Source organism: Burkholderia savannae (assembly GCF_001524445.2).
In the GTDB taxonomy this organism is placed as follows: domain Bacteria; phylum Pseudomonadota; class Gammaproteobacteria; order Burkholderiales; family Burkholderiaceae; genus Burkholderia; species Burkholderia savannae.
Window position 1 is genome coordinate 2,616,175 of record NZ_CP013417.1, and the last position, 24,344, is coordinate 2,640,518.

The following is a 24,344-nucleotide window of genomic DNA, read 5'->3' on the forward strand; positions in this document are numbered from 1 at the left end:
CTTCGGGATGCACGCGCCGCCGCTCGAGGCATGCGGCGACATCGGCGAAACGGCGGTTGCGCGAATTTGCCCGCCGCCATCGCGCCGAGCATGACCGCTAACGGCCGGCGCATGCCGACCGCAAACGGCGCACCGCACCCGGAAGGCCGAACGCGTTCATTCGATGACCCTGCCGCGCCCGGACTTCACCTCGCCGCGCCGGCTCTTCTCCGCAAGCCGGCGTTCCTTCGACGCGCGCGTCGGCCGCGTCGCGACCCGCTTGCGCGGCGCGACGCCCGCGCCGCGGACGAGCGTGTCGAGCCGCGCGAGCGCGGCCGCGCGGTTCTTTTCCTGCGTGCGGTACTCCTGCGCCTTGATGACGACGACGCCCTCGCGCGTGATCCGCTGATCGGAACGCGCAAGCAGCCGCGCCTTCACTTCATCGGGCAGCGACGATGCGCGAATGTCGAAGCGCAGGTGAATCGCGCTCGACACCTTGTTGACGTTCTGCCCGCCCGCGCCTTGCGCGCGCACCGCGCTCAGCTCGACTTCGTCCGGCGAGAATGCGTAATGCAGCGTCATCGCGCCGCCTCCTGTCGGGCACGCAGCGCGTCGGCGATCCGCGCGGCGAGGCCGGAGTCGCGCGCCGTACGCGTCGCGATCGCGAGCGCGAGCACGGCGCGCGAGCCGATCACCTGCACGCGCGAACGCGCGCGCGTGATCGCCGTATAGACGAGCTCGCGCGACAGCACGCGGTTGAACGACGCCGGGAGAATCAGCGCCGCGTCGTCGAACTCCGAGCCCTGAGATTTGTGGACGGTCAGCGCGAACGCCGTGTCGTGCGGCGGCAGCGCGGCGGGCGACACCGCGCGCGCGCGGCCGTCCGCGCCGCGGAACCAGACGCGCAGCGCACCGCGCGCGTCGGGCAGCGCGATGCCGATGTCGCCGTTGAACAGCCCGAGCGCGTAATCATTGCGCGTCACCATCACGGGCCGCCCCGCGAACCAGTGCGCGCCGATCGCGAGCGGCACGCGCACCGCGCGGCGCACCTCGGCCGCGATGAGCGCGTTGACCTCGTCCGCGCCGCGCCCGCCCCTGCGCGTCGCGCAAAGCACGCGAAAGCGGTTGAGCACGTCGAAGAGCGGCAGCGGATCGGGCTCGGCCGTCGCGAGCGCGTCGCGCAGCGCGGCCGCGTAGCCGGCGAACCCCTGCGCGAGCCGCTCGATCGTCGCGGCCGACAGCGTCGCGCCGCCATCGTCGAAAAAGCGCGCGGCCGCGTCGTCTTCCGTCGACAGCGCATCGAGCGCGTCCTGCACCGCGCCGCTGCGAATCGCCAGCGACAGTCTGCCGATCGGCGAGTCGAGGCCGAAACGATAATTGCGTTCGAGCCAGACGACGCAGTCGGTCAACGGCGCGACGGCGGGCAGCGCCGACGATGCGGGCCCGGCGGGCATCGTCGCTATCGCCTCTTCCGGTTCGGCGTCAGGCTTGACGCTCGCGACCGTCAGTCGACCGGCACGCGTGCGCTCGCCTGCATCGGCGGCCGCTGCGGTTCGCCGCGCATCGGATGCGGTATTCGTCGATGCGCGTTCGGGCGCCGGAAAATCCGCGTCGTCGAGCCACGCGAGTTCGCCCGCGTCGATCCACGCGGCCGGCTCGCCAAAGGATGCGCCCCACGGCAAGCCGTCGGGGAATCCTTCCTCGGCCTTCGCCTGCGCGCCCTTTGCGTGCTCGACGCGATGAACGTGTTGCGGGCCCGACGGCGAGTGCGACTGCGGCGTGTTGCGCCGATTTCGCGGATCGTCGACGAATGCGGATGCACCGCCGCCCGGCTGATCGGTGCCCGGCGTATCGCCGCCCGGCACGTCTTCGTCGTCGAATGCGAACAGCGATCCCTGCGCGTCGTCGACGGCCTGTTTGGTTCCGCGCATGCCGCCGCGCCGGCCCGCGCGTGGCGACGCCGCGCTCGGCGCGGATACCGAAACGGCTTTGGCCGACGCAGCGGCGGCCGCCGCTCGCGCAGCCCGAGCGGCGTCGCCAGCCGACGCGAAAGCCGTTGCGTCCGCATCGACCGAAACCGCGCGCGTATCGGCGCCCGTTTCCGCGTGCGTCGTCCCGGCCGCGCCGCGAGCGAACCCGTCCGGCAGCGCCGCCGCGAACTCGGCCTCGCCGATGCCGAGCGCGCGCGCGATCGCCGCACACGCCGTCGCGCTGAACGCGGGCTGCGCGCTCAGCTCCGCGAACACCGCGCCCGCCTCGACGGCCGCGAGCTGATCCTTGTCACCGAGCAGCACGAGGCGCGTGTTCGGCGCGAGCGCGTCGAGCAAGTGCGCGGCGAGCGCGACGTCGATCATCGACGCCTCGTCGACGACGACGAGATCGTACGGCAACGGGTTGTCGCGGTGATGCGCGAAGCGCCCGTTCGGGCCGCCGCCCAGCAGCCGGTGCAACGTATAGGACGTCTGCGGCAGGCGCGTCGCGAGCTCGGCCGGCAGGCTGCCGGCGCGCGCGTGCAGCGCCTCCTGCATCCGCTGCGCCGCCTTGCCGGTCGGTGCGGCGAGCGCGATTCGCAAGTCCGGATGCGCATCGAGCAGGCATGCGATCACGCCGACCACGGTCGTCGTCTTGCCGGTGCCCGGCCCGCCGCTCACGATCGTCACGCGGCCCGTGAGCGCGACGAGCGCCGCGACGCGCTGCCAGTCGACGCCCCGCTCCTTCTGCGGCCCGAAATAGCGGGCGAGCCGCTCGCCGAGCGCATCGGGCGCGTCGGATGCGAGCCCGCCGGCGCCGCCCGACGATGCGTCGCCGGCGAGACGGCTGCGCGCGACGAGCGCGCTCGCAAGGCGCGTCTCGTATTCGAAGTAGCGCGCGAGATAGAGGCGCGCGTCGCGATCGACGACGAGCGGGCACTCGCCGCCGCGCGCGATCGCGCCGAACGCGGTCACGCCGCTCGCGGCGAGCGCGTCGCGCACGTCGTCGAACGGCTCGTCGTAGCGCTGCGCGAGCGCGCGCAACGACACGCACACGTGCCCCGCCGCCGTCGCGCGGCTCGCGGCGAACGCCGCGCGCGCCGCCCAGCGCGCCGCCGCCGCGGGCGCGCCCAGGCGGCGCGACAGCATCCCGATGCGGCGCGCGAAGCCCTCGGCGAGCGCGAGCCCGAAATCGGCCGGCTCGGGCAAGCGGTCGGCGAGGCCGCCCGTCCATGCGAAGCGATCGTCGACCGTGGTCATGCAGCCCCCTCGCGCATCAGCGCGTCGAGCGCCTCCACCAGCGCGCGCGCCGGCCGGCGCACATGCACGCCGGCCGGCGCGCCGCCGCTGCGCCAGTCGGGCCGCACGCCGCGCACGAACAGGTACAGGTAGCCGGCGATGTGCGTGTCGTAGTCGTAATCGCGCACGCACACGCGCAAATAGCGATGCAGCGCGACCGTATAGAGCAGCGCCTGCAGGTGATACGCGTGGTGCGCCATTGCGGCGTCGAGCGCGCGCGCACCGTACGCGTCGGGCGTCGTGCCGAGATGGTTCGATTTCCAGTCGACGATCCAGAAGCGGCCGTCGTGCTCCACGATCATGTCGATGAATCCCTTGACGAATCCGGCGAGCGTGCCCGCTTCGAGCGCGACGTCCGGATAGCCGTGTGCGGCGAGCAATCGCCGCAACGCGTTGAAATCGAGCGCGGGCGCCGGGAACAGGAACTCCATTTCCGTCAGGCGCCGCGCCGGATCGAGCGCCGCCAGGCGCATGCCCGGCACGAGCTCGGCGGCGGCGAGATCGGCGACGAGCCGCGTCATCATCGCGGGCAGCCGCTCGGCGAGCGCGAGCTCGGCTTCGACCGGACGCTCGTGCAGCGCGCGCAGCGCGGCCGCCGGCCATGTCGACGCGTCGGAAAAATCGCTCAGCTCGAAAAGCCGGTGCAGGCATTCGCCCGCCGCCGCGCCGCGCGGAAACGCGAGGATGTCGTCTTCCGCGGGCTCGGGTGCGACCGCGGCCGCCGCTCGCGCGACGGCATCGGGCGCGCCCGAGTCGACCGCCGCATCGGGCGCGTCGGCGAGCGCGTCGTGATCGGGCCGCATCTCTTCGTCGGCGACGCTCGCGACGCCGCTTTCCTCGCGCGCGATCGCCGACGTCAGCGAGCTGAAGCTCGCGATCCGCCATGCGTCTCTCAGCCCGCGCGTCGCGCGCCGCGCCGCTTGCGTCGCGCTCGCGTCGTGCCCGGCCGCGAGCGGCTCGCGATGCGCGGGCACGGGCAGCGGGCCGAGCGTCACCGGACCGCTCGCGAGCGCCTGCCAGCGCTCGGCGAGCTCCGCGTCTTCGGGCGGCTCCTTCAGCCACGCATCGAAATCGCGTCCCGCGCCCGCGACGAGCCAGTTCAGCACGCTGCGCCGCGCCTCCTTCGTCGAACGCGACGATACGTAGGTGCCCGCGACCAGATAGCACCGATAGACGGCGCGCGTGAGCGCGACGTAGACGAGCCGCGCGCGTTCCGCCGCCTGCTCGCGGATCGCCTCGCGCGACGCGCGCTCGGCCGCCTCGTCGTCGCAACCGTAATGCAGCACCGCGCCGCCCGCTTCGTCGTGATACTCGCGCGCGTCCGGCAAGCCCGAGCCGCCGGGCTCGCGCAGCCCGCCGTCGTTCAGGAAAGGGCAGAACACGATCGCGTATTCGAGCCCCTTCGACTTGTGCACGGTGACGATCTGCACGAGGTTGCGATCGGATTCGAGCCGCAGTTGCGCGTCGTCTCCGCCGCCTTCGAGGCGCTGCGCGGCGAGCCAGCGCAGCGTCGGCGCGATGCCCGGCTGCGCGGACGCGCGCGCCTGCGTGAGCTCGGCCAGATGATTGATGTCGGTCACGCGCCGCTCGCCGTCGGGGCCCGCCATCAGCCGCTCGGCGATCCGCAGCTCGTTGGCGAGCGTGCGCCACATCACCGCGAAGCCGCGCTCGCGCCACAGCAGCCGGTAGCGCGAGAAGCGCTCGACCCAGCCCATCGCGTCGGCGTCCGCCGAAGGCTTCGCGGATGCGCCCGCCGATGCGCGCGCGCGGCCGTCGCTTTGTCGTGCGTCACCCGCCTTCGCGTCGCGCTCGGCCCCTTCGGCATCGCCCTGCGCCGCATCGCCCTGCTCGAGGCGCCAGAGCGCCGCCGCGTCGAGCCCGAACCAGTCGGACGCGAGCGCCGAGCGCAGGCGCCGCAAATCGCCGGGCGCGTCGATCGCGGCGAGCACGCGTTCGAGCTGCTCGGCGTCGATCGTCGCGAACACCGACGCCTGCGCGAGCTCGACGCTGCCGATGCCCCACGCGGCCAGCACGCGCTTCACGAGGCTGCCCTGCTTGTGGGTCTGCACGAGCACCGCGATATCGGACGCCGCGATCGGCTCGCCGCCGAGCGTCGCCTCGCGCGCGCCGCGCATCAATCGCGCGATCTCCGCCGCGCACGCATGCGCGGCGCGCCGCTGCGCGTCGCGCTTCGTCAGCGCGTCGTCGCCGGCGGGCAGCGTCCACACGCGGAAATCGCCCGCGCCCGCGAGCGGATCGGTCGCGTCGGCGAGCGGCGCGCGCACGCGCGAGCCGGCGCGCACCGGCTCGTAATCGAGCCCGTCGAGCACGAACGCACGCGGGTTCGCGCTGAACACGCGGTTGCACGCGTCGACGATCGCGGGCGTCGAGCGCTGGTTCACCGCGAGCGTGTAGCGTGCGGATGCCCGTGCGCGCGCGGCGAGATACGTATGCAGATCCGCCGCGCGGAAGCTGTAGATCGCCTGCTTCGGATCGCCGACGAGAAAGAGCGGGCCGACGGGCGCGAAGATCGTGTCGAAGATCGCGAACTGCAGCGGATCGGTATCCTGAAACTCGTCGATGAGCGCGGCCGGATAGCGCGCGCGCAGCGTCTCGCGCAACCACGGATGCGCTTCGAGCGCGCGATACAGGTTCGTGAGCAGATCGTCGAACGACACGACGCGGCGCGTGCGCTTGCGCTGCGCGAGCTCGGCGGGCGCCGTGTCGAGCCATTGCGCGACGAGCGCCAGCCAGCGCCCACGCTGCGCGGCCTCGACCGCCGCGACGGCCGCCTCGAGCGCCTGCGCGACGTCGAAGAACGCGTGGCGCGGCGTCGCGCCGCCCTTCTTCGTCGCCTTCTCGAGCGCGGCCTGCGTGAGCTTGAGCGCCGCGCGCGGCAATGCGGCCACCGCGCTCGCCTGCTCGAAATAGCGCGCCCACGCGTCGAGCGCCTCGGCCACCGCTTCCGGCTTGTGCGAGCGCTGGTTCAGCGACGGCTGCGCGTCGGCGAGCAGCGCGTCGAGCGCGCCGCGTTCGTCGCGCCAGATGCCCGCCGCCGTGTCGAAGTGCGCGCGCGCGGCGGCGGGCGCGTCGTCGTCGGCCATGTGCAAGCCGTCCCAGCGCAGCTCGGCGAGCGGCTTCTTCAGCCGCCGCGCGAGCTGCGCGTCGAGCGCCGCGGGCCCCGCGCCGTATTCGACGAGCCATTCGGCGAACGCCGGATGCGCGGCCGCGACCGGCTCGACGCGCGTGCGCCAGAAGTCGGCGGCAAGCTCGAAGCGCAGCGCGCCGTCGTCCGCCTCCATCTCGAACGCGAACGGCATCGCCGCCGCGAACGGCGCTTCCTGCAGCGCGCGCTGGCAGAACGCGTGGATCGTGTGGATCGCCGCCTGATCGAACGCGCGCAGCGCACGACGCACGCGCTTGGCGGCCGTCTGCGGATCGAGGCCGCATTCGGGCGATAGCGTCGTCTCGAACAGGCGCGCGACGAACGGATCGCCGCCGTCGTCGCCGGTGTCGAGCGCATGCGCGAGCTGCGCGAGGCGAGCGCGAATTCGCTCGTGCAGCTCGGCCGTCGCCGCCTTCGTGAAGGTGACGACGAGAATCTCGTCCGCGCCGAGATCCTTTTCGAGCAACAGGCGCACGTACAGCGCGCAAATGTTCCACGTCTTGCCGGTGCCCGCGGACGCCTCGATCTGGTTCACGCCGTCGAGCCGGCACGCGAAGACGTCGAGCTCGCGCGGCAACGCGGCGGCCGGTGCGGCGCGGCTCATGACGCCCTCCGCAGATGCTCGACGAGCGGATCGAACACGAGGTGCGCGAGCGCGCCGAACGGCTCGTCGAGCGACGGATTCGCGCCGCGCCATGCGAGCGCGAGCGCCGCGTCGTCGGCCTCGCCCGCGACGCGATCGTTGATCCATACGCCCGCCGCCTTCGATTCGCTCTCCGACACGAGCGCCCAGGCGCTTCTCGGAAAAAACGCGAGCGGCATCCGGCGGCCCGCGCGGAACAGCGCGGCGAGCGGCGCGAGCCGCTCGATCGGCGCGGTGACGGGCGCGAATTCGAACGTATCGCCGCTGCCGAACCACAGCGTGCGGCGCGGCCCGTCGGGATCGATCGTGCAGTAGACGAGATGCGCGAGCCACGCGGACAGATAGTCGCGCGCGCCCGGCCGCGCATAGCGGTAGATCACCTGCCCCGCCGGCGTGAGCCGCGCGAGCGCGCCGTGCAACCGCAGCGGCTCGCGCGTCGCGGAGGGCGCGAGCTCCGCATCGTGTGCGCCGAACCACGGCGCATCGCCCGCCGCGGGCCACACGGGCGCGATCTCGAACGCGAACGGCACCCGCGTCGCGCCGTCGGCGAGCGCGCGTCGCACGTTGCCCGCGAGCTGCGCGAGCGCGTCGAGCTCGTGGTCGCGCCGCACCGCGCCCGTCGCGCCGCCCGGCACCTCGGGGCTCGCGTCGGCGACGCGCAGCGCGTGCTCGAACGCCGCCGCGTCGGCCGTCTCGACCAGAAGCGGCAGCACGCGTTCGGCGAGCGCGTCGCTGCCCGCGTAATCGAGCTCGAACGGCTCGATATCGACGAGCTCCGCCTGCGCGTCCGCGAGCACGATGCCGAGCCGCGCGCGCAGCAGCGAGCGCGCCGGATGGCGCCAGAAGCGCTCGAAATCGGCGAATGCGACGGGCTCCGCGGGCTCGGCCGGCAGCGGCGTCGAGAAAAACGGCCGCGCCGCGGCCTGCGCGCCTTCGGCAAGCAGGCGCGCGAGCGTCGCGCGCGACGCGTCGTACGTGAACAGCGCGCCGCCCGGCGCGAAGTATTCGGCCGAGAACGGCTGCAGCGGATGCTCGATCACGTAGGCGCGGCGAGCATCTTCGATCGCATCGGGCGATGCGTCCGGGCCGGCGGACACGGTCGCCAGATGGTCGAGCAGCTCGTCGACGAGCGCCGCGGGCGGCAGCGGCGCATTGTCGCGAATGCTGCGGCCCGTGTACGCGATCAGCAGACGGTCGCGCGCGGCGAGCAGCAGATCGAGGAACAGGTTGCGTTCGTCGTCGCGGCGCTGCCGATCGCCGAGCTTCGCGAACACGGCCATCAAGTCGAATTCGTCCGCGCGCGTGAGGCTCGGCAGCACGCCGTCGTCCATCCCGATCAGGCACACGACGCGATACGGCAGCCCGCGCAGGCTCGTGAGCGACGAGAACGTGACGCCGCCCCACGGCACGCCGCCGCGCGCCGGATCGTCGAGCGCGGCGGCAAGGCCCGCGCGCACGACGGCGGCCGGCATTTCGACGTCGCCCGCCCCTTCCGCCATCGCGGCGAGCATCGCATCGAGCGCGTCGCGCACGCCGGACAACGCATCGGCGAACGCCGGGCCCGAATCGAAGAAGCGCGCGAGCGCATCGGCGAACGCGTCGCCCCAGCCTTGCGGCGTCAGATCGGCGGCGATCCGCTTCGCGAAACCGTCGAGGTCGTCGGTGAAGCGCGCGAGCCGGCCGAGCAGCTCGGCCTCGCCGCCTTCCGCGCCGGAGATCGGCAGCCACGCGGCAACGGGCGCCGCGCCGTCGGGCATCGCGTAGCCGAGGAAGAGCCGCGTGAGCGCATCGGCGAACGTGTGGCGCGGCGCGGGCACGGCGGCGTCCGCGCCCGCCTGTTGCGCCGCGTCGGGCGCGAGCCCGCGCCGCGCGCCCGACGCGGCGAGCCATGTCTGCACGGTCTCGAGCGCCGCCGCGTCGATGCCGTAGCGCGCGGCGATCGCATCCACGCGCAGCCATTCGACCAGCTCCGGCGCGCCGACGTTGCGCTCGGGCAGCGCCAGCCAATCGAGCAGCACGCGCGCGACGGGATTCGCCTGCGACGGCGGCAAGCCGGTAATCCGATACGGGATGCGCGCGGCGTCCGAGCCCGACGAGGTGCCGAACGCCGCGTCGACGAGCGGCCCCGCCGCCGCGAGATCCGGCATCGCGACGAGCACGTCCGACGGCGCGAGGCTCGGGTCCGCGTCGAACCACGCAAGCAGCCGATCGTGCACCACCTCGAGCTGGCGCGCGAGGCTGTGGCACACGTGCACTTCGATGCCGCGCTCGGCGGGGCGCGCGCCGAGCGCGTCCTCCGGCTGCAGGTCGAGGATCGCGTTCTGCACGCGCGCGAGCCACGTCGGCGCGGGATTCTCCGCGTAGCGCGACGCGTCGCTCGCCGCCGCGCTCTCGGTCAGCTCGTGCAGCATGTGCAGTTGCGCCTGCGTCTGCCGCCCCCATTCGGCGAGGAGCGGATGGCCGACTTCCTGATAGTCGAGCTGCCCGGCCGCGTCGAGCGACTCGGCGCGCGCGGCGGTGACGATGTCGAACCAGAATTCGCGGCACGGATTGAGCGCGTAGATGCGCACGTCGATCCAACGCGACAGCTCGCGCAACAGCGCGACGTGCAGCGGCGGCATCGTCGGCAGCGCGAACACGCTGACCGACTCGGGCCACTTCGCTCGGGCCTGCGCGATCACGTCGGAACCGAGCGCGCCGACGTCGCGCAAGAACCGGTGCGCGGGCGGCATCCCGCTGTCGGACAGCTCGGCGAGAAGCGCCCGCCAGAGCGCCGCCTGCCACCCCTCGTCGTCGCGCGCGGCCTCGCCGCCGTGACGCGGCGCGCCTTCGAGCGCGAAGATCGATTCGCCGTCCTGCCATTGCGCGAGCCACTCCGGACGATACGTCAGATAGTGGTCGAACACGGTCGCGACCCGGTGCGCGAGCTCGTGGCGCATCGGCGCGTCGGCCGCGGCCAGATAGGCGGCAAGCCGCGGCGACGCGCGCCAGGGCTGCGCGCCGTCGCCGGACAGCAGCCGGTAGCAGCGCCACACGAGGCGATCGGGCGCGAACGGAGAATGCACGGGAACCGTCAGCACTTCGCCGATCTGCGCCCACAGCCATTGCGCGAGATAGCTGAAGCGGAGGTTCGCGCACACGCCGTGGCGCTTCGCGATGTCGAGCTCGAGCCGCCGGCGCAGCGCCGCGCTCGGCACGATCACCTGCTGCGCGGCCCACGGCCCCGCGCCGTCCGACGCGACGGCGAGATCGTCGAGCAGCGCGTCGGCAAGCGTCTCGTGGCGGTTCGAGTAGAAGAGATGGAGCATGAAACGGAGCAAAGGACGCCGGATGGACGGCCGGCCAGTCGAGGAGCCAAGGATAGCAAAGCGCGAAGCGCGCGAAAACCTGGCCGATCGGCCGATCCGCGCTTTGATCCAGCTTCGATCCACGCCTCGATCCCGCGCCGTTGCCGCATCGGCAAGCGCGACGCGCGCGGCCCGGCCGAATCCCGGCCCGTGCCCGCGCGCCGTCGCGGCCCGACGCGCCGGCGACGCGCCGAACCTGCAGCCCGCCCGGCGGTCTGAGCCCGAACGCGCGAACATCAGGCGCCCGGCCCCGAAACGCGGCTTTCGCGACGCGGAAATACGATAGACTCGTCGCCAACCAGAACACCCCGACGCCCCGTCGCCAGCTCACTCGCCCATCGATGCGCTATTCGGTCGAAATCAGAAAGTTTTTCTACAGCCAGTATTTCTTCGGCGGCCTACGGATCGCGCTCGGCGTCTCGCTGCCCGCGGTGCTGAGCCTCATCGTGCTGCACGACCGCGAGCTCGGCTTCACGATCGCGACGGGCGCGCTCGGCGCATGCGTCGTCGACATGCCGGGCCCGCTCAAGTACAAGCACAACGAAATGCTCGCGTGCAGCGTGATCGGCTTCTTCTCCGCGCTCGCCACGGGGCTCGCGACGCCGAACATCTTCGCGCTGTGGCTCACGATCGTGCCGCTCACGTTCATGCTGTCGCTCATCGTCGTCTACGGCAACCGCTGGCCGCAGATCAGCTTCGCGACGCTGTTCATGATGGTGATGACGCTGGAGGAAAAGTTCACGCCGCTGCAGGCGCTCGTCAACGCGTCGTGGATTCTCGCGGGCGGGCTCTGGTACACGTACTGGGCGACGCTCGTGTCGCGCTGGCAGGCGCGCCGCATCGAGCAGCAGGCGCTCGCCGAGAGCCTCTTCGCATGCGCGTCGTACCTGCTCGCGCGCGCGGATTTCTACGATCTCGACGCCGACCTGGACGAGTGCTACCGCAATCTCGTCGCCAAGCAGATCACCGCGGTCGAGACGCAGGAAACCGCGCGCGACATCGTGCTGCGCAACCTGCCGAAGCTGCGCCGCGGCAAGCTCGATCCGGGCCGCACGATGATGTTCAACCTGTTCATCAACAGCGTCGACCTGCACGAGATGTTCGTCGGCGCGCACACCGATTACCCGCTCGTGCGCAGCACCTTCGGCGGCTCGGATCTGATGATCTTCTACCGCGACCTGATCCGCAAGGCCGCCGCCGATCTGGAAGAGATCGGCTTCGCGGTGCTCGAGAACCGGCTGCCGCATTCGCGGATCAGCGTGAAGGCCGAGCTGCGCGCGATCGAATACGAGATCGAGCTGATGCGCAAGAAGCAGTTCGCGGCGACCAACCCGGAAGCGTACGCGGCCGTGCTCGCGACCTTCCGCCGAATCTGGAGCGCGACGCGCCTGATCGACAAGATGCGCCGCAACCTGTCGGGCAGCGCCGACGCGCAGCGCACCGAGCTGAAGATCGACAAGGCGCTCACGCGCTTCCTGCAGAAGCGCCGGATGTCGCCGCTGCTCATCTTCTCGAACCTGAACATGGGCTCGCCGAGCTTCCGGCATGCGCTGCGCGTGACGATCGCGGTCGCGGTCGGCTTCTGGCTCGGGCGGCTCCTGCCGCTCACGAACGCGTACTGGATCGTGATGACGAGCATCATCATCCTGAAGCCGGGCTACTCGCTGACGAAGCAGCGCAACGTGCAGCGTATCGTCGGCACGCTGATCGGCTGCACGGCGAGTCTCGCGCTCATCTACACGGTCCACGAGCCGCACGTGCTGATCGCGTTCATGTTCGCGTCGATGGTGATGAGCTACAGCCTGCTGCTCTTCAACTACGCGGCGAGCGTCGTGTTCACGTCGTCGTACGTGCTGCTCCTGTTCCACCTGCTCGCGCCCGGCAACATGCGGATCATCGGCGAGCGCGCGATCGACACCGTCGTCGGCTGCATGATCGCGATCGCCGCGAGCCGGCTGTTCCCGTACTGGGAATACCGCGCGATCGGCAAGCTCGTCGCCGACACGCTCACGACCACCCGCAAGTACTTCGAAGCGACGTGGCGCGCGGGCCGCGGCAAGACGGCGGCCGCCGTGCCCGCGGCCGACGGCGCGGCGGCCGTGCCAGCGGTCGCGGCCGTCGTCGATGCCGCGGCGCCCGGCCTCGACGGCGACTACCCGTACCGGCTCGCGCGCAAGAACGTGCACATCGCGTTCGCGAACCTCGGCCAGGCGTTCCAGCGGATGATGCTCGAGCCGAAGGCGCACCAGAGGTTCGTGCCGGAGCTGAACGACCTGCTCGTGCAAACCCACGTGCTCGGCGCGCAGATCACCGCGGCCGCGCCGCTGCTGCGCCACGCGTGCGAGCAAGGCAACCCGCCCGCGCTCGAGCGCGGGATGGCCGCCGTGCGCGAGCATCTCGAGCAGGCGGAGGCCGGCGCGCCGCCGCCGTCGAACCAGGCCGAGACGAGCAAGCAGTTGGCGCGCGAGCTCGATTCGATGGTCGTCGACGCCGAGCGCTCGGACGCGAGCGCCGATCTCGCGCACGACCTGAAGGTGCTCGCGCATCAGTGCAAGCAGATGCTCGCGTCGTCGCTGCTGATCCGCAAGGACGCGAGCGTGATCCGCCTGCCCGAGTGAGTCGCCCGCGTCCCCCTTTCCCCTGCACCGTTTCGCGCCGCGCACGCACTCAGGGATTCCCTGACTACTGCGCACGCGCGCCGATTGGTATGATCTTTCCCGCGCCAAGTTGTCTATACAACTTCACGGGCGCGAGCGCCGGGCCGCTTCGTCCGGCCGACGACACCAATCATTCGGAGACACGATGAAGAACTTGCAGCGCCATCTGAGCGCGCGGCACATCCGCTTTCTCGCGCTCGGCTCGGCGATCGGCACGGGCCTCTTCTACGGCTCGGCGTCCGCGATCCAGCTGGCGGGCCCCGCCGTCATCCTCGCGTACATCCTCGGCGGCGCGGCCGTCTACATGGTGATGCGCGCGCTCGGCGAAATGGCCGTGCGCGAGCCCGTGCCCGGCTCGTTCGGCCACTACGCGACCGAGAACCTCGGGCCGTTCGCGGGCTTCGTCACCGGCTGGACCTACACGCTCGAGATGGTGATCGTCGCGATCGCCGACATCACCGCGTTCGGCATCTACATGGGCTTCTGGTTTCCGGACGTCCCGCAGTGGATCTGGGTGCTCGCGATCGTCGCGATCATCTGCGGGCTCAATCTGTGCCACGTGAAGGTGTTCGGCGAGCTGGAATTCTGGCTGTCGATCATCAAGGTGGGCGCGATCGTCGCGATGATCGGCGGCGGCGCCGCCATCCTCTTCACCGGGATGAAGCTCGGCAGCGGCGGCGCGCCGTCGGTCGCGAACCTGTGGTCGCACGGCGGCTTCCTGCCCAACGGCATGGGCGGGCTCGTCGCGTCGCTGTCGGTGGTGATCTTCGCGTACGGCGGCATCGAGGTGATCGGGATGAGCGCCGGCGAGGCGAAGGAGCCCGAGCGCGTGATTCCGCGCGCGATCAACGCCGTGCCGGTGCGCATCCTGCTCTTCTACGTGCTGACGATGGTCGTGCTGATGTCTATCTTCCCGTGGACGGGCGTCGGCTCGAGCGGCAGCCCGTTCGTGCAGATCTTCTCGGCGCTCGGCGTGCGCTCCGCGGCCGAGATCCTGAACCTCGTCGTGATCAGCGCGGCGATTTCCGCGATCAACAGCGACATCTTCGGCGCGGGCCGGATGATGTTCGGGATGGCGCTGCAGGGCCAGGCGCCGCGCGCGCTCGCCGCGACGTCCGCGCGCGGCGTGCCGTGGGTCACGGTGCTCGTGATGGCGGGCGCCCTCCTCGTCGGCGTCGTGCTCAATTACCTGATGCCGAAGGACGTGTTCCTGATGGTCGCCGCGATCGCGACGTTCGCGACGGTCTGGGTCTGGCTGATGATCCTGCTGTCGCAGGTCGCGATGCGCCGCCGGCTCAGCGCGGCCGAGACCGCCGCGCTCAAGTTCAAGGTGCCGTTCTGGCCGCTCGGCCCGGCGCTCACGATCGCGTTCATGGCGTTCGTGATCGCGATGCTCGGCTATTTCGACGACACGCGCGTCGCGCTCTTCGTCGGCGGCGCGTGGCTCGCGATCCTCGCGCTCGTGTTCTACACGCGCATCCGGCCGCGGCTCGCGGCCGTCGCGCGCTGACGCGACATCCGAACGCCCGCGCGCGGCCGAACGCCGGCGCACGGCGTGCGCCCGCCGGCGCTCAGACGCTCAGACGCTCAGACGCTCAAGCGCACGCAGGCGCGGGCGCGCCGCCTCCGCCCGCCGGCGCTCAGCCGTGCGCGGACGCCGCGCTCGGCGCCGACGACGTTTGCGGATGCGCTTCGTCGTATTCGCGTTTCTGCGAAATCGCGTTGTACAGGACCGTGCCGATCACGAGCCCGATGACCACGACGATCAGGATCGCCACGCCGAAAACCGGATTCTTCTTGCTGCGCGGGTCGTTCATCGCCTGCTGCGCTCCGTCAAAAAATCGTCAAGCCGGCATTCTACGCGCAACCGCGTGCGCATCGCGGCCGGCCGCGCGCCGCCCGATTCGTCAGTTTTTTGCAAACGGCTCGCATTTGTGAATCATTCCCGTTTCGCATTACAATCAAAATCTTTCAATTTGTAATGTTTGCTCCGCGAAGGCCGCATGCCCCGCCTGCCGGAGCGTTCGTCCATCGCACGTCTTTCGCCGGAGCCCTCCATGTTCCTGAAGCCAGTCCGTCCGCCGCTGCGCGCGCTCGCACTCGCGTTTGCGCTCGCCGCCGCGCCCGCCGCGCACGCCGCGAACGAAGTCAACCTGTACACGACCCGCGAGCCGAAGCTGATCCAGCCGCTCGTCGACGCGTTCGCGAAGCAGAGCGGCATCGCCGTCAACACGGTGTTCGTCAAGGACGGCCTGCTCGAGCGTGTGAAGGCGGAAGGCGCGCGCTCGCCGGCCGACGTGCTGATGACGGTCGACATCGGCAACCTGCTCGACCTCGTCGACGGCGGGCTCACTCAAGCGGTGCGCTCGCGCTCGCTCGACGACGCGATTCCCGCGAACCTGCGCGGCGCGGGCGGCGACTGGTACGCGCTGTCGCTGCGCGACCGCGTGCTGTACGTCGACAAGAACATGAAGCTCGACGCGATCACGTACGAATCGCTCGCCGATCCGACCTGGAAAGGCAAGGTCTGCATCCGCTCGGGCCAGCATCCGTACAACACCGCGCTCGTCGCCGCGATGATCGCGCACGACGGCGAGGCCGCGACCGAAAAGTGGCTGCGCGGCGTGAAGGCGAATCTCGCGCGCAAGGCGACCGGGGGCGACCGCGACGTCGCGCGCGACATCCTCGGCGGCATCTGCGACGTCGGGCTCGCGAACGCGTACTACGTCGGCCACATGAAGCACGCGGAGCCCGGCACCGACGCGCGCAAGTGGGGCGACGCGATCAAGGTCGTGCGCCCGACGTTCGCGAACGCGAAGAGCGGCGGCACGCACGTCAACGTGAGCGGCGCGGCCGTCGCGAAGCACGCGCCGAACAGGGACAACGCGGTGAAGCTGCTCGAATACCTCGCGTCGCCGCCCGCGCAGGCGCTGTACGCGCAGGCGAATTACGAATACCCGGTGCGCGCGGGCGTCGCGCTCGATCCGGTGATCGCCGGCTTCGGGCCGCTCAAGGTCGATCCGCTGCCGCTCGTCGAGATCGCGAAGTACCGCAAGCGCGCGAGCCAGCTCGTCGACAAGGTCGGCTTTGACAACTGACGTCGACGCCTTCGCCGCGCGCCGCTCGCGTTCGCGTTCGCGCGTGGACGCGCGCATTCGCGCGTTCGTCCGCGGTATCGCTGCGCGCGGCTGGCTCGCCGCCGCGGCGGCGATCGCGGCGCTCGTCGCGACGCCGCTCGTCGCGCTCGCGTGCGCGGCGCTCGGCGCCGATCTGTCGCACTGGCGGCACCTCGCCGAATTCGTGCTGCCGCAAGCCGCGGCAAACACGCTCGCGCTGCTCGCGGGCGTGGGCGCGATCGTCACGTGCGTCGGCACGGGCGCCGCGTGGCTCGTCACCGCGTACGACTTCCCCGGGCGTCGCACGCTCGCGTGGGCGCTGCTGTTGCCGCTCGCGGTGCCGTCGTACATCGTCGCGTTCGCGTATCTCGACCTGCTCCACCCGATCGGCCCCGTGCAGAGCGCGCTGCGCTGGGCGCTCGGCTTCGACGGCCCCCGCGAGTTCCGCCTGCCCGACCTGCGTTCGCTGCCGGGCGCGATCGGCGTGCTCGGCTTCGTGCTGTATCCGTATGTCTATCTGTGCACGCGCGCGATGTTCGTCACGCAATCGGCGAGCCTCGTCGAAGCCGCGCGCACGCTCGGCGCGGGCCGCATCGAAACCTTCTTTCGCGTCGTGCTGCCGCTCGCGCGGCCGGCGATCGCGGTCGGCGCGAGCCTCGCGCTCCTCGAGACGCTGAACGACGTCGGCGCCTCCGAATTCCTCGGCGTGCAGACGCTCACGGTTTCCGTCTACACGACGTGGGTCACGCGCTCCGATCTCGCGAGCGCCGCGCAGATCGCGCTCGCGATGCTCGCGATCGTGCTCGGCGCGCTCGCGCTCGAACGCTACGGCCGCCGCCGCGAGCGCTACGCGCACGGCAGGCGGATGCGCGCGATCGAGCCGCAGCGGCTGCGCGGCGCGGCCGCCGTCGGCGCGGCCGCGGCGGGCTGGCTGCCCGTCGTCGTCGGCTTCGGCGCGCCCGCCGCGTATCTGGTTCACGAAACCGCGAAGCGCCTGCATCTCGTCGGCGGCGTGTCGAGCCAGCTGCTCGCGAGCCTCGCGAACACGCTCGCCGTCGCGCTCGCCGCGACCGTCGTCACGCTCGCGGGCGGGATCGTCGTCGCGTGGGCGACGCGACGCGCGCGCGACAGCGCCCGCTTCCAGCCGGGCCGCATCTGCGCGCGGCTCGCGAGCGTCGGCTACGCGGTGCCGGGCACGGTGCTCGCGATCGGCCTCCTCGCACCGCTCGCGCTCGCCGATCGCGCGATCGCCGCCGCGTTCGGCCGCGACGCGCTCGTGCTGATGGGCTCGGCCGCCGCGCTCGTGATCGCGTACGCGATCCGCTTCCTCGCGATTCCGGCGGGCGGCATCGAGGCCGGCCTCGCGCGGATTCCGGCGTCGCTCGAGCAAGCATCGCGCACGCTCGGCGAATCGGCGGGCATGACGCTCTGGCGCGTGCATCTGCCGCTGCTGCGCCCGGCGCTCGGCGCGAGCGCGCTCCTCGTGTTCGTCGACGCGATGAAGGAGCTGCCCGCGACGCTGCTCCTGCGCCCGCTGAACTTCGACACGCTCGCGACCTGGCTCTACGCGGAAGCCGCGCGCGGCACCTACGAGGAAGGCGCGGTCGCGGCGCTCGCGATCGTCGCGGCGGGCCTCGCGCCCGTGATCGTGCTCGCGCGCACCCAACTGAAATCCGGACCCTGAAAGGCACACCATGCTGCTCGAACTGAACGCCGTCACGCTCGCCTACGACACGCCGCGCGGCCGGCGCACGGTCGTCGACCGCCTGAATCTCGCGCTCGAGCGCGGCGCGATCGGCTGCCTGCTCGGCGCGTCCGGCTGCGGCAAGACGACGGTGCTGCGCGCGATCGCCGGCTTCGAGCCGGTGCGCGCGGGCGAAATCGTGCTCGCGGGCGCCCCGCTCGCGAGCCGCGACGCAGACGTGCCGCCCGAAAAGCGCCGCGTCGGCATGATGTTCCAGGATTACGCGCTGTTCCCGCACCTGTGCGCGCAGCAGAACGTCGAGTTCGGGCTGCGCCGCACGCCGAAGGCGCAGCGCCGCGCGCGCGCCGCGCAGATGCTCGAGCTCGTCGGCTTGGCCGATGCGGCGAACGCGTATCCGCACGAGTTGTCGGGCGGCCAGCAGCAGCGGATCGCGCTCGCCCGCGCGCTCGCGCCGTCGCCGGAGCTGCTGCTGCTCGACGAGCCCTTTTCGAATCTCGACGTCGACACCCGCGAGCGGCTCGCGTTCGAAGTGCGCGACATCCTGAAGGCGGCGGGCCACACGGCGCTCTTCGTCACGCACAATCAGGCGGAAGCGTTCGCGCTCGCGGACCGCATCGGCGTGATCGCCGACGGCCGGCTCGCACAGTGGGACGCGCCGTACAACCTCTATCACCATCCGGCGAGCGGGTTCGTCGCGGATTTCGTGCGGCGCGACGCGCTTGCCGACGAGCGCCGGCGCGCGCTCGAGCGGGGGCGTTGAGCGCGAGCGACGCGCGGCGCCGTTCGGCGGGCGCATCGGGCACGCGTGTCGGGCACGCGTGTCGGGCGCAGACGGTCGGCGGGACATCGCGCCGCCGCGTCCGGCATTCGGGGCATCGCGCACGGCCGCCGGCTCGCCGCCCCGTCAACTGTCGATCGTCAACCGTCAACCGTCAGCAGTCAGCAGTCGGCAAGCGGCAGTCGGCAGTCAGCGCGCGTCGCCGTCGCGCACGGGCAGCGCGGTCGAGTACTTGATCTGCTCCATCGCGAACGACGAGCTCACGTCGAAGAGCGGCACCGAGCGGATCAGCTTCTTGTAGATGCGGTCGTAGTCGTCGATGTCGGCGACGACTACGCGCAGCAGATAGTCCGTCTCCCCGCTCATCCGGTAGACCTCGACGACTTCCGGCATGTCGCGCACGACCTGCGTGAAGCGCGCCGCCCACTCCTCGGTGTGCTGGTTCGTGCGCACCGCGACGAACACCGTCGTGCCGACGCCGAGCTTGCGCGGATCGCACAGCGCGACCTGCGCGCGAATCGCGCCCGCCTCCTTGAGCCGCTGAATCCGCTTCCAGCACGGCGTCTGCGACAGATTCACGCGCTGCGCGAGTTCCGCGATCGGCAGCGTCGCGTCCTCCTGCAGCAGCTCGAGCAACTTACGATCGATCGCGTCCATTTCCCCAGTCCGTAGCGAATAGAAAATTATTCTATTCATTGTTCGCATGAGGGAACAATATGGAATCCCTTTCTCCAAGTCGACCGGTATAAATACGTACCGGACCCGCGCAACCTCGCCGCGGGACATGAACGACCGAGCCAACGATGAATCACGCCGCCTCTTTTCTCCCGCACGCGCCGGATGCGCATCCGAAACCGCGCGAGCGCGCGCCGTCGGCGATCGAGCGTTTCTGCGCGCGGCTCGACGCGGCGTTCGACTCGCTCGCCCGAGAGTCCGCGCCCTCCCGCCATCCGGCGTTCGCGCGCGAGTTGCGCATCGCGCTCGCGCAAGCCGCCGCGACGCCCGACTTCCTCACGCCCGCGCAACGCGAGAGCGGCGCGGCGGGCTATCGGCGCCATTTGCTTGCCGCCGATCCGGGCGGCCGCTATGCGGTCGTGTCGCTCGTCTGGGAGCCGGGCCAATGGAGCCCGGTGCACGGCCATCATGCGTGGTGCGGCTATGCGGTGCTGGAAGGCAAGCTGACCGAGATCGTCTACCGCTGGAACGATGCGGCCTGCTGCGCGGTCGACGCGCGCAGGCACGCGCGGCCGACGGGCGCGGTGTCGTACGTCCGCGCGGGGCGCGAGGCCATTCACCGGCTCGGGCACGCGGGCGCGCCGGCCGACGCGCCCGCGATCTCGCTGCACGTGTACGGCGTGGCGGGCGAACGGGTGGCGACGCACGTAAACGACGTCGTCGCGGCCGGCGCCGGCGCGCATGCCTGAGGGCGTGATCGCCCGTGCCCACGCGGACGACGCGGCGAAGCCGCGATTCGACGCCCCGGCGTTCGCGGCCGAGCATGCGGGGTTGCTTGGGCGCGACCATGTCGCGCCGTGAAACGGAGGTGACGGGGGCGCGGCGGCGTGATCGAGCCGTTTGAGTTTGAGCGCCGTGTTTGAGCCGTTTGAGCCGTTTGAGCCGTTTGAGCCGTTTGAGCCGTCGGAGCCGTCGGAGCCGTACGCGCCATCCGAACCCGCCCGGCACCGGCCGTCATGAGCATCGTCCCCCGCAACTCATCGCACCAGCCGATACCTGCGGCACGCCCGGCAGGACACGCCCCTCACACACCGTCACACACCTTTCGCGCCCCGCTCGCCCGCTGCCGCTGCCCGGGCATCGGTGCGCTTCCCGCCGCTGCCTTCGGCGCCAGCGGCCCGCCCTTCGCCGCCGCGCCCCATATCGTCGCGCGCGTCGCGCGCCGGATCGCGCGCATCTTCGCGCGTCGCGTCCTCGGCCGCGGCGCCGCCCGCCGTCGTCGAATACACGTGCATCTGCGGCAGCGGAATCTCGATGCCGGCGTCGTCCATCCGCCGCTTGATGCGCGCGTTGAACGCGCGCATCACGGTCGACTGCTGCTGCGGCCGCGTGCGGATCTGCCCTTTGACGATCATCCAGTTCGGCTCGAAGCGGTCGAGCCCCCACACTTCGACCGCGCCGAGCATCAGCCGGCGCACCGCGCCGTCGCTCCACAGATCCGCGCCCGCGTCGCGAATCAGCCGCGTCACCTGGTCGAGATCCGCCGAGAACGGCGCGCGCACTTCGAACACCGCGCAGCCGTAGTCGCGCGACAGGTTCTTGACGATCTTGATCTGCGAGAACGGAATCGAATGCAGCGCGCCCTGCCCGTCGCGCAGCCGCACCGTGCGGATCGTCAGATGCTCGACGGTGCCCGCGTGGCCGCCGTCCACGTCGATCCAGTCCCCGACCGAAATCGTGTCCTCGACGATGATGAAAAGCCCGGTGATGAGATCCGACACGAGCGACTGCGCGCCGAAGCCGACCGCGAGGCCGATCACGCCCGCGCCGGCGAGGAGCGGCGTCACGTTGATGCCGAGGTTCGCCGCCGTGACGATCGCGGCGACGGTGACGATCGTCACGAATGCGACGTTGCGCACGAGCGGCAGCATCGTGCGCGCGCGCACGCTCGGATTGCGGGCCTTGCCGCGCGAAGTCGCCGAGCTGAGCGCCTCGAGGATCGCGGTGTCGACGACGATCCACGCGAGCCACGCGACGAACAGCGTGACGACGATCGCCGTCACCGCCTGCGCGATCCCGCGCGCGGCGACGCTGTGCTCGACGATCCGCGCGAGCGAGATGCCCCACAGACGCGACGTGAGCTCGACGTAGCCGAGCCAGATGAAGAGCGTCGCGAGCGAGCCCGCGAAGCGCACGAGCCGCGCGACGTACACGGAGCGGTGGCGCCGCTTGCGGTGGACCGGATTCGGGCGCGTGACGCGCAGCACGACGGCCGACAGGAAGAACGCGAGCACGAGCAGCAGCGCGCTCACGATCGAGGTGCGCAGCAGATCGGACGACGAACGGCTGACGAGCAGCGTGCCGGCGACCGCCGCGAACGCGAGCACCAGCACGGGCGCGGGCCAGAGCGTGGCCGCGAAGTCGGCCATCTCCGTCGTCGCGCGATGCCCCGTGCGCTGCGCATGGCTGCGGTTGCGGATCAGGTGCGCGACGGGCCGCCGGTATGCGACCGCGAAGCACGCACAGAGCACGGCGGCCGTCATGCTCGACGCGGTCGACACGAGGCTCGACAGGTCGAGGCCGAGCTGCCACGCGACGTCGCGGTTGAGCGCCGCGTCGCCGAGCGCGCCGAACGCGCCGATCAGGCGCAGCAGCCGCCACGAGCGCGCGATCAGCACGCGCCCCGCCGCGCGGCGGTGGCCCGAGCTGAACAGCGCGAACATGATGAGGCACAGCGACGCGAACACCGAGCCCGACACGATCGCGTACGCGGCGACGAGCGCGAGCGTGCGGCCGAGCGAATCGGGCAGCCCGCGCGCGATCGCGAGCACGGCGACGAACGACACGATCCACGGCCCGACGCGCCGCAACGCGAAGATCAGCATCTCCTTCGCGCTCGGATTCGGATCGAGCTTGACCGCGACGCCGTGGCGCGCCCAGAAACCGTGCTGCGCCCAGATCAACAGCGCCGCGCACGCGAGCCAGCCGGCCAGCATCAGCACGAGATCGAGCAGGATTCGCGTGCTCGGCTGCGGGCCCGCGCCGCTCGCGAGCCCGTAGAGCTCGCGGCCCGCCGCGCGAAAGCGCGCGGACCAGTAGCGCAGCGGCGTGTCGCGCTCGCGCAGGCTCGCCTCGACGGACGCCATCCCCGACGCGATCGCGCCGAGAAGCCCCGCGCCCGCCGCGCCGGACGCCGCCGCCGGTGCCGATGCGGCCTGCCCGGCCTGCGCGACGAGCGCCACGCTGCGCAATTGCTTGAGCTGCGCGACGAGCTGCGTACGCTGCCGGTCGTTGTCGAGCATGCGGATCACCGAGTCGAACGAGCGCGCGATCTCGGCGGCGCTCGCCGGCGACGGCGCGGCCGCCGACGCGCTCGCCGCGGCTGAGGCGCCCGATGCCGGCGCGGCGGCGTCCGACGCGGCGGCGGGCGCGATCAGCTTCTGGAAGGTGGCGAGGCCCGGATTGGTCGCCGCTCGCGCGGCGAACGGCGCGACGGCGAGCGCGAAGCCGACGGCGGCGAGCGCGAGCGCGGCGGCGCGTGCGCTCGACGGGGTCGATCGCCGCCCGCTCGGCCGCGATGCGATCGACGGGCAAGCGGCGAGCGCGGCGAGAACGACGGCGGCGCCGCGCGCGAAGAGCGAGCGAGGCGAAATCGGCATGCGATCGTAGGAGTGGTGACGACGATCGCCAGTGTAGCCCCAACGCGCGCATGCGCCGCCCGCTTCGCGGGTAGCGCGCGCCCTGAACGACGGCGCGCGCGTCGTGCCGGCGCGAACCGGCGCGACGCGCGTGCGGAAGAACGCCTCGGCTGACGCGCTCGGTCGACATGCCTGGCCGAATGCTCCCGCCTGGCGCTTCGGCATGCCCCTTCGCCACGACCCTTCGGCGTGCCACTTTCGGGCTAGCGCTTCGGGCTAGCGCTTCGAACTCGGGCTAGCGCTTTGGACTGCCCCTTCGGCGTGACGCTCCCGGCCCGACACTTCCGGCCGGCCCCTTCGGCGATGTCGCCCGGCCGGACCACCCGGCCGAACGCCATCGCCCGGCCGCTCCGCTCCGAGCGACCGCTGCGCGCGTCGCGCCGGCGTCCGCGCCGCGATCAGTACGCGACCGTCGCGGCCTGGCGCACGAAGCGGCTCTGTTCGATCTCGTCGACGAACGCGACCGCGTAGTCTTCGACCGAGATCTTGCTGTTGCCGTCGGCGTCGACAATCAGCTTGCCCTCGCCCGTGCGGAACTGGCCGGTGCGCTCGCCGGGCGCGATCAGCGCGGCGGGCGAGAAGAACGTCCAGTCGAGGTCCTGCACGCTCGCCAGGTAGTCGTACGCGTCGCGGTGCGCGAGCGCGACGGCCTTGTACGCGTCCGGGAAGCCCTCGGCATCGACAAGCTGCTTGCCGGGCGCGACTTCCAGCGTACCCGCGCCGCCCACCACGACGACGCGCTTCACGCCCGCCTTGCGCGCGCCCTCGACGAGCGCCCGCACGGCGGCGGCGACCTTCGACGCGTCCTCCTGCTTCGGGCCGTAGGCGCTCGCGACGACGTCCTGCCCCGCGAGCGCGGCGGCGATGCTCGCCGGATCGAACAGGTCGGCCGCCTTCACGGTGACGTTCTGCGCGCCCGCCGCCGGGTTGCGCGACAGCGCCGTCACCTGGTGGCCGCGTCGCGCCGCCTCGGCCGCGATTCGCGAGCCGATCATGCCGGTTGCGCCGAACAAAGCGATTTTCAAAGTACGTTGCGTCATGTCGATTCTCCTGGTTGGCGAATATGTAACTATATCAATTACATATTCAATCGAAAAAAGAGGGACCCACGATCCCCATCATAGTCAATTCATCCGCCCGTCGTGACCGCCGGGCGGCATTTCATCGGGCAGCAAAGCCCTTGGCGTTCATCCTGCGCCCGCCCACAACGGGCCGACGGCGAATCCCGATACGGCTCGCAGCCGCAGCGCGCCCGACATCGCGCGCTTTGCCGCTTTGCCTTTCGCCGCATCGCCGCTTCGCCGCATCGCA

The 24,344-nt window shown here is 71.6% G+C and carries 15 protein-coding genes; 7 read left to right on the top strand and 8 right to left on the bottom strand.

The window, feature by feature from the left end:
* Nucleotides 1–156 precede the first annotated feature (156 nt).
* From arfB to recC, 4 genes are read right to left on the bottom strand one after another with little or no spacing between them, the layout of a single operon-like run.
* On the bottom strand, nt 157–561 hold the full coding sequence (arfB, locus tag WS78_RS12980; protein WP_038744785.1) for an alternative ribosome rescue aminoacyl-tRNA hydrolase ArfB: 405 nt from the start codon (nt 559–561) through the stop codon (nt 157–159).
* On the bottom strand, nt 558–3,209 hold the full coding sequence (locus tag WS78_RS12985) for an AAA family ATPase (RefSeq protein ID WP_059575321.1): 2,652 nt from the start codon (nt 3,207–3,209) through the stop codon (nt 558–560). The genes arfB and WS78_RS12985 overlap by 4 nt, the downstream gene beginning before the upstream one ends.
* Entirely contained in the window at nt 3,206–7,018 is a 3,813-nt protein-coding gene (gene recB, locus WS78_RS12990) for an exodeoxyribonuclease V subunit beta (protein ID WP_059575319.1), read from the bottom strand. The genes WS78_RS12985 and recB overlap by 4 nt, the downstream gene beginning before the upstream one ends.
* Complete coding sequence (gene recC / locus WS78_RS12995; protein ID WP_059575317.1) at nt 7,015–10,365, bottom strand: exodeoxyribonuclease V subunit gamma; 3,351 nt, start codon at nt 10,363–10,365, stop codon at nt 7,015–7,017. Before recC ends, recB begins: the two co-directional genes overlap by 4 nt.
* 380 nt (nt 10,366–10,745) lie before the next feature.
* On the opposite strand from recC, the gene WS78_RS13000 reads away from it, so the two are divergent.
* From WS78_RS13000 to WS78_RS13010, 3 genes are read left to right on the top strand one after another with little or no spacing between them, the layout of a single operon-like run.
* Nucleotides 10,746–13,022, top strand: coding sequence for an FUSC family protein (locus tag WS78_RS13000; protein WP_038744781.1), 2,277 nt, complete (start codon nt 10,746–10,748; stop codon nt 13,020–13,022).
* Nucleotides 13,019–13,210: a rod shape-determining protein MreB gene (locus WS78_RS13005; protein WP_081989369.1), complete on the top strand. Its 192-nt coding sequence runs from the start codon at nt 13,019–13,021 to the stop codon at nt 13,208–13,210. The genes WS78_RS13000 and WS78_RS13005 overlap by 4 nt, the downstream gene beginning before the upstream one ends.
* On the top strand, nt 13,207–14,571 hold the full coding sequence (locus WS78_RS13010) for an amino acid permease (protein ID WP_059575315.1): 1,365 nt from the start codon (nt 13,207–13,209) through the stop codon (nt 14,569–14,571). Before WS78_RS13005 ends, WS78_RS13010 begins: the two co-directional genes overlap by 4 nt.
* 130 nt (nt 14,572–14,701) lie before the next feature.
* On the opposite strand, the gene WS78_RS13015 is transcribed toward WS78_RS13010, so the two are convergent.
* On the bottom strand, nt 14,702–14,878 hold the full coding sequence (locus WS78_RS13015) for a hypothetical protein (protein ID WP_038744779.1): 177 nt from the start codon (nt 14,876–14,878) through the stop codon (nt 14,702–14,704).
* A 240-nt stretch (nt 14,879–15,118) separates the two neighbouring features.
* On the opposite strand from WS78_RS13015, the gene WS78_RS13020 reads away from it, so the two are divergent.
* Genes WS78_RS13020 through WS78_RS13030 form a run of 3 tightly spaced genes read left to right on the top strand, consistent with a single transcriptional unit; the run spans nt 15,119 to nt 18,642 of the window.
* Nucleotides 15,119–16,159 carry a Fe(3+) ABC transporter substrate-binding protein gene (locus WS78_RS13020; RefSeq protein WP_038744778.1) on the top strand — a complete coding sequence of 347 codons (1,041 nt, stop codon included), beginning with the start codon at nt 15,119–15,121 and terminating at the stop codon, nt 16,157–16,159.
* Complete coding sequence (locus WS78_RS13025; protein ID WP_038744777.1) at nt 16,149–17,861, top strand: ABC transporter permease; 1,713 nt, start codon at nt 16,149–16,151, stop codon at nt 17,859–17,861. Before WS78_RS13020 ends, WS78_RS13025 begins: the two co-directional genes overlap by 11 nt.
* 10 nt (nt 17,862–17,871) lie before the next feature.
* Nucleotides 17,872–18,642: an ABC transporter ATP-binding protein gene (locus WS78_RS13030; RefSeq protein WP_059575313.1), complete on the top strand. Its 771-nt coding sequence runs from the start codon at nt 17,872–17,874 to the stop codon at nt 18,640–18,642.
* A 207-nt stretch (nt 18,643–18,849) separates the two neighbouring features.
* Here the strand turns inward: WS78_RS13030 and WS78_RS13035 are convergent, their stop codons facing one another.
* Nucleotides 18,850–19,317: an Lrp/AsnC family transcriptional regulator gene (locus WS78_RS13035; protein ID WP_038744775.1), complete on the bottom strand. Its 468-nt coding sequence runs from the start codon at nt 19,315–19,317 to the stop codon at nt 18,850–18,852.
* Between the two features lie 146 nt (nt 19,318–19,463).
* Here WS78_RS13035 and WS78_RS13040 point away from each other — a divergent pair, with 146 nt between their 5' ends.
* Nucleotides 19,464–20,084 (top strand): cysteine dioxygenase family protein, encoded by a 621-nt coding sequence (locus WS78_RS13040; protein ID WP_059575311.1) that lies wholly within the window; start codon nt 19,464–19,466, stop codon nt 20,082–20,084.
* A gap of 345 nt (nt 20,085–20,429) precedes the next feature.
* Here WS78_RS13040 and WS78_RS13045 read toward each other — a convergent pair whose 3' ends face one another.
* Nucleotides 20,430–22,994: a mechanosensitive ion channel family protein gene (locus tag WS78_RS13045; RefSeq protein WP_082717583.1), complete on the bottom strand. Its 2,565-nt coding sequence runs from the start codon at nt 22,992–22,994 to the stop codon at nt 20,430–20,432.
* 437 nt (nt 22,995–23,431) lie between these two features.
* Entirely contained in the window at nt 23,432–24,073 is a 642-nt protein-coding gene (locus WS78_RS13050) for an NAD(P)-dependent oxidoreductase (RefSeq protein WP_059575308.1), read from the bottom strand.
* Nucleotides 24,074–24,344 lie beyond the last annotated feature (271 nt).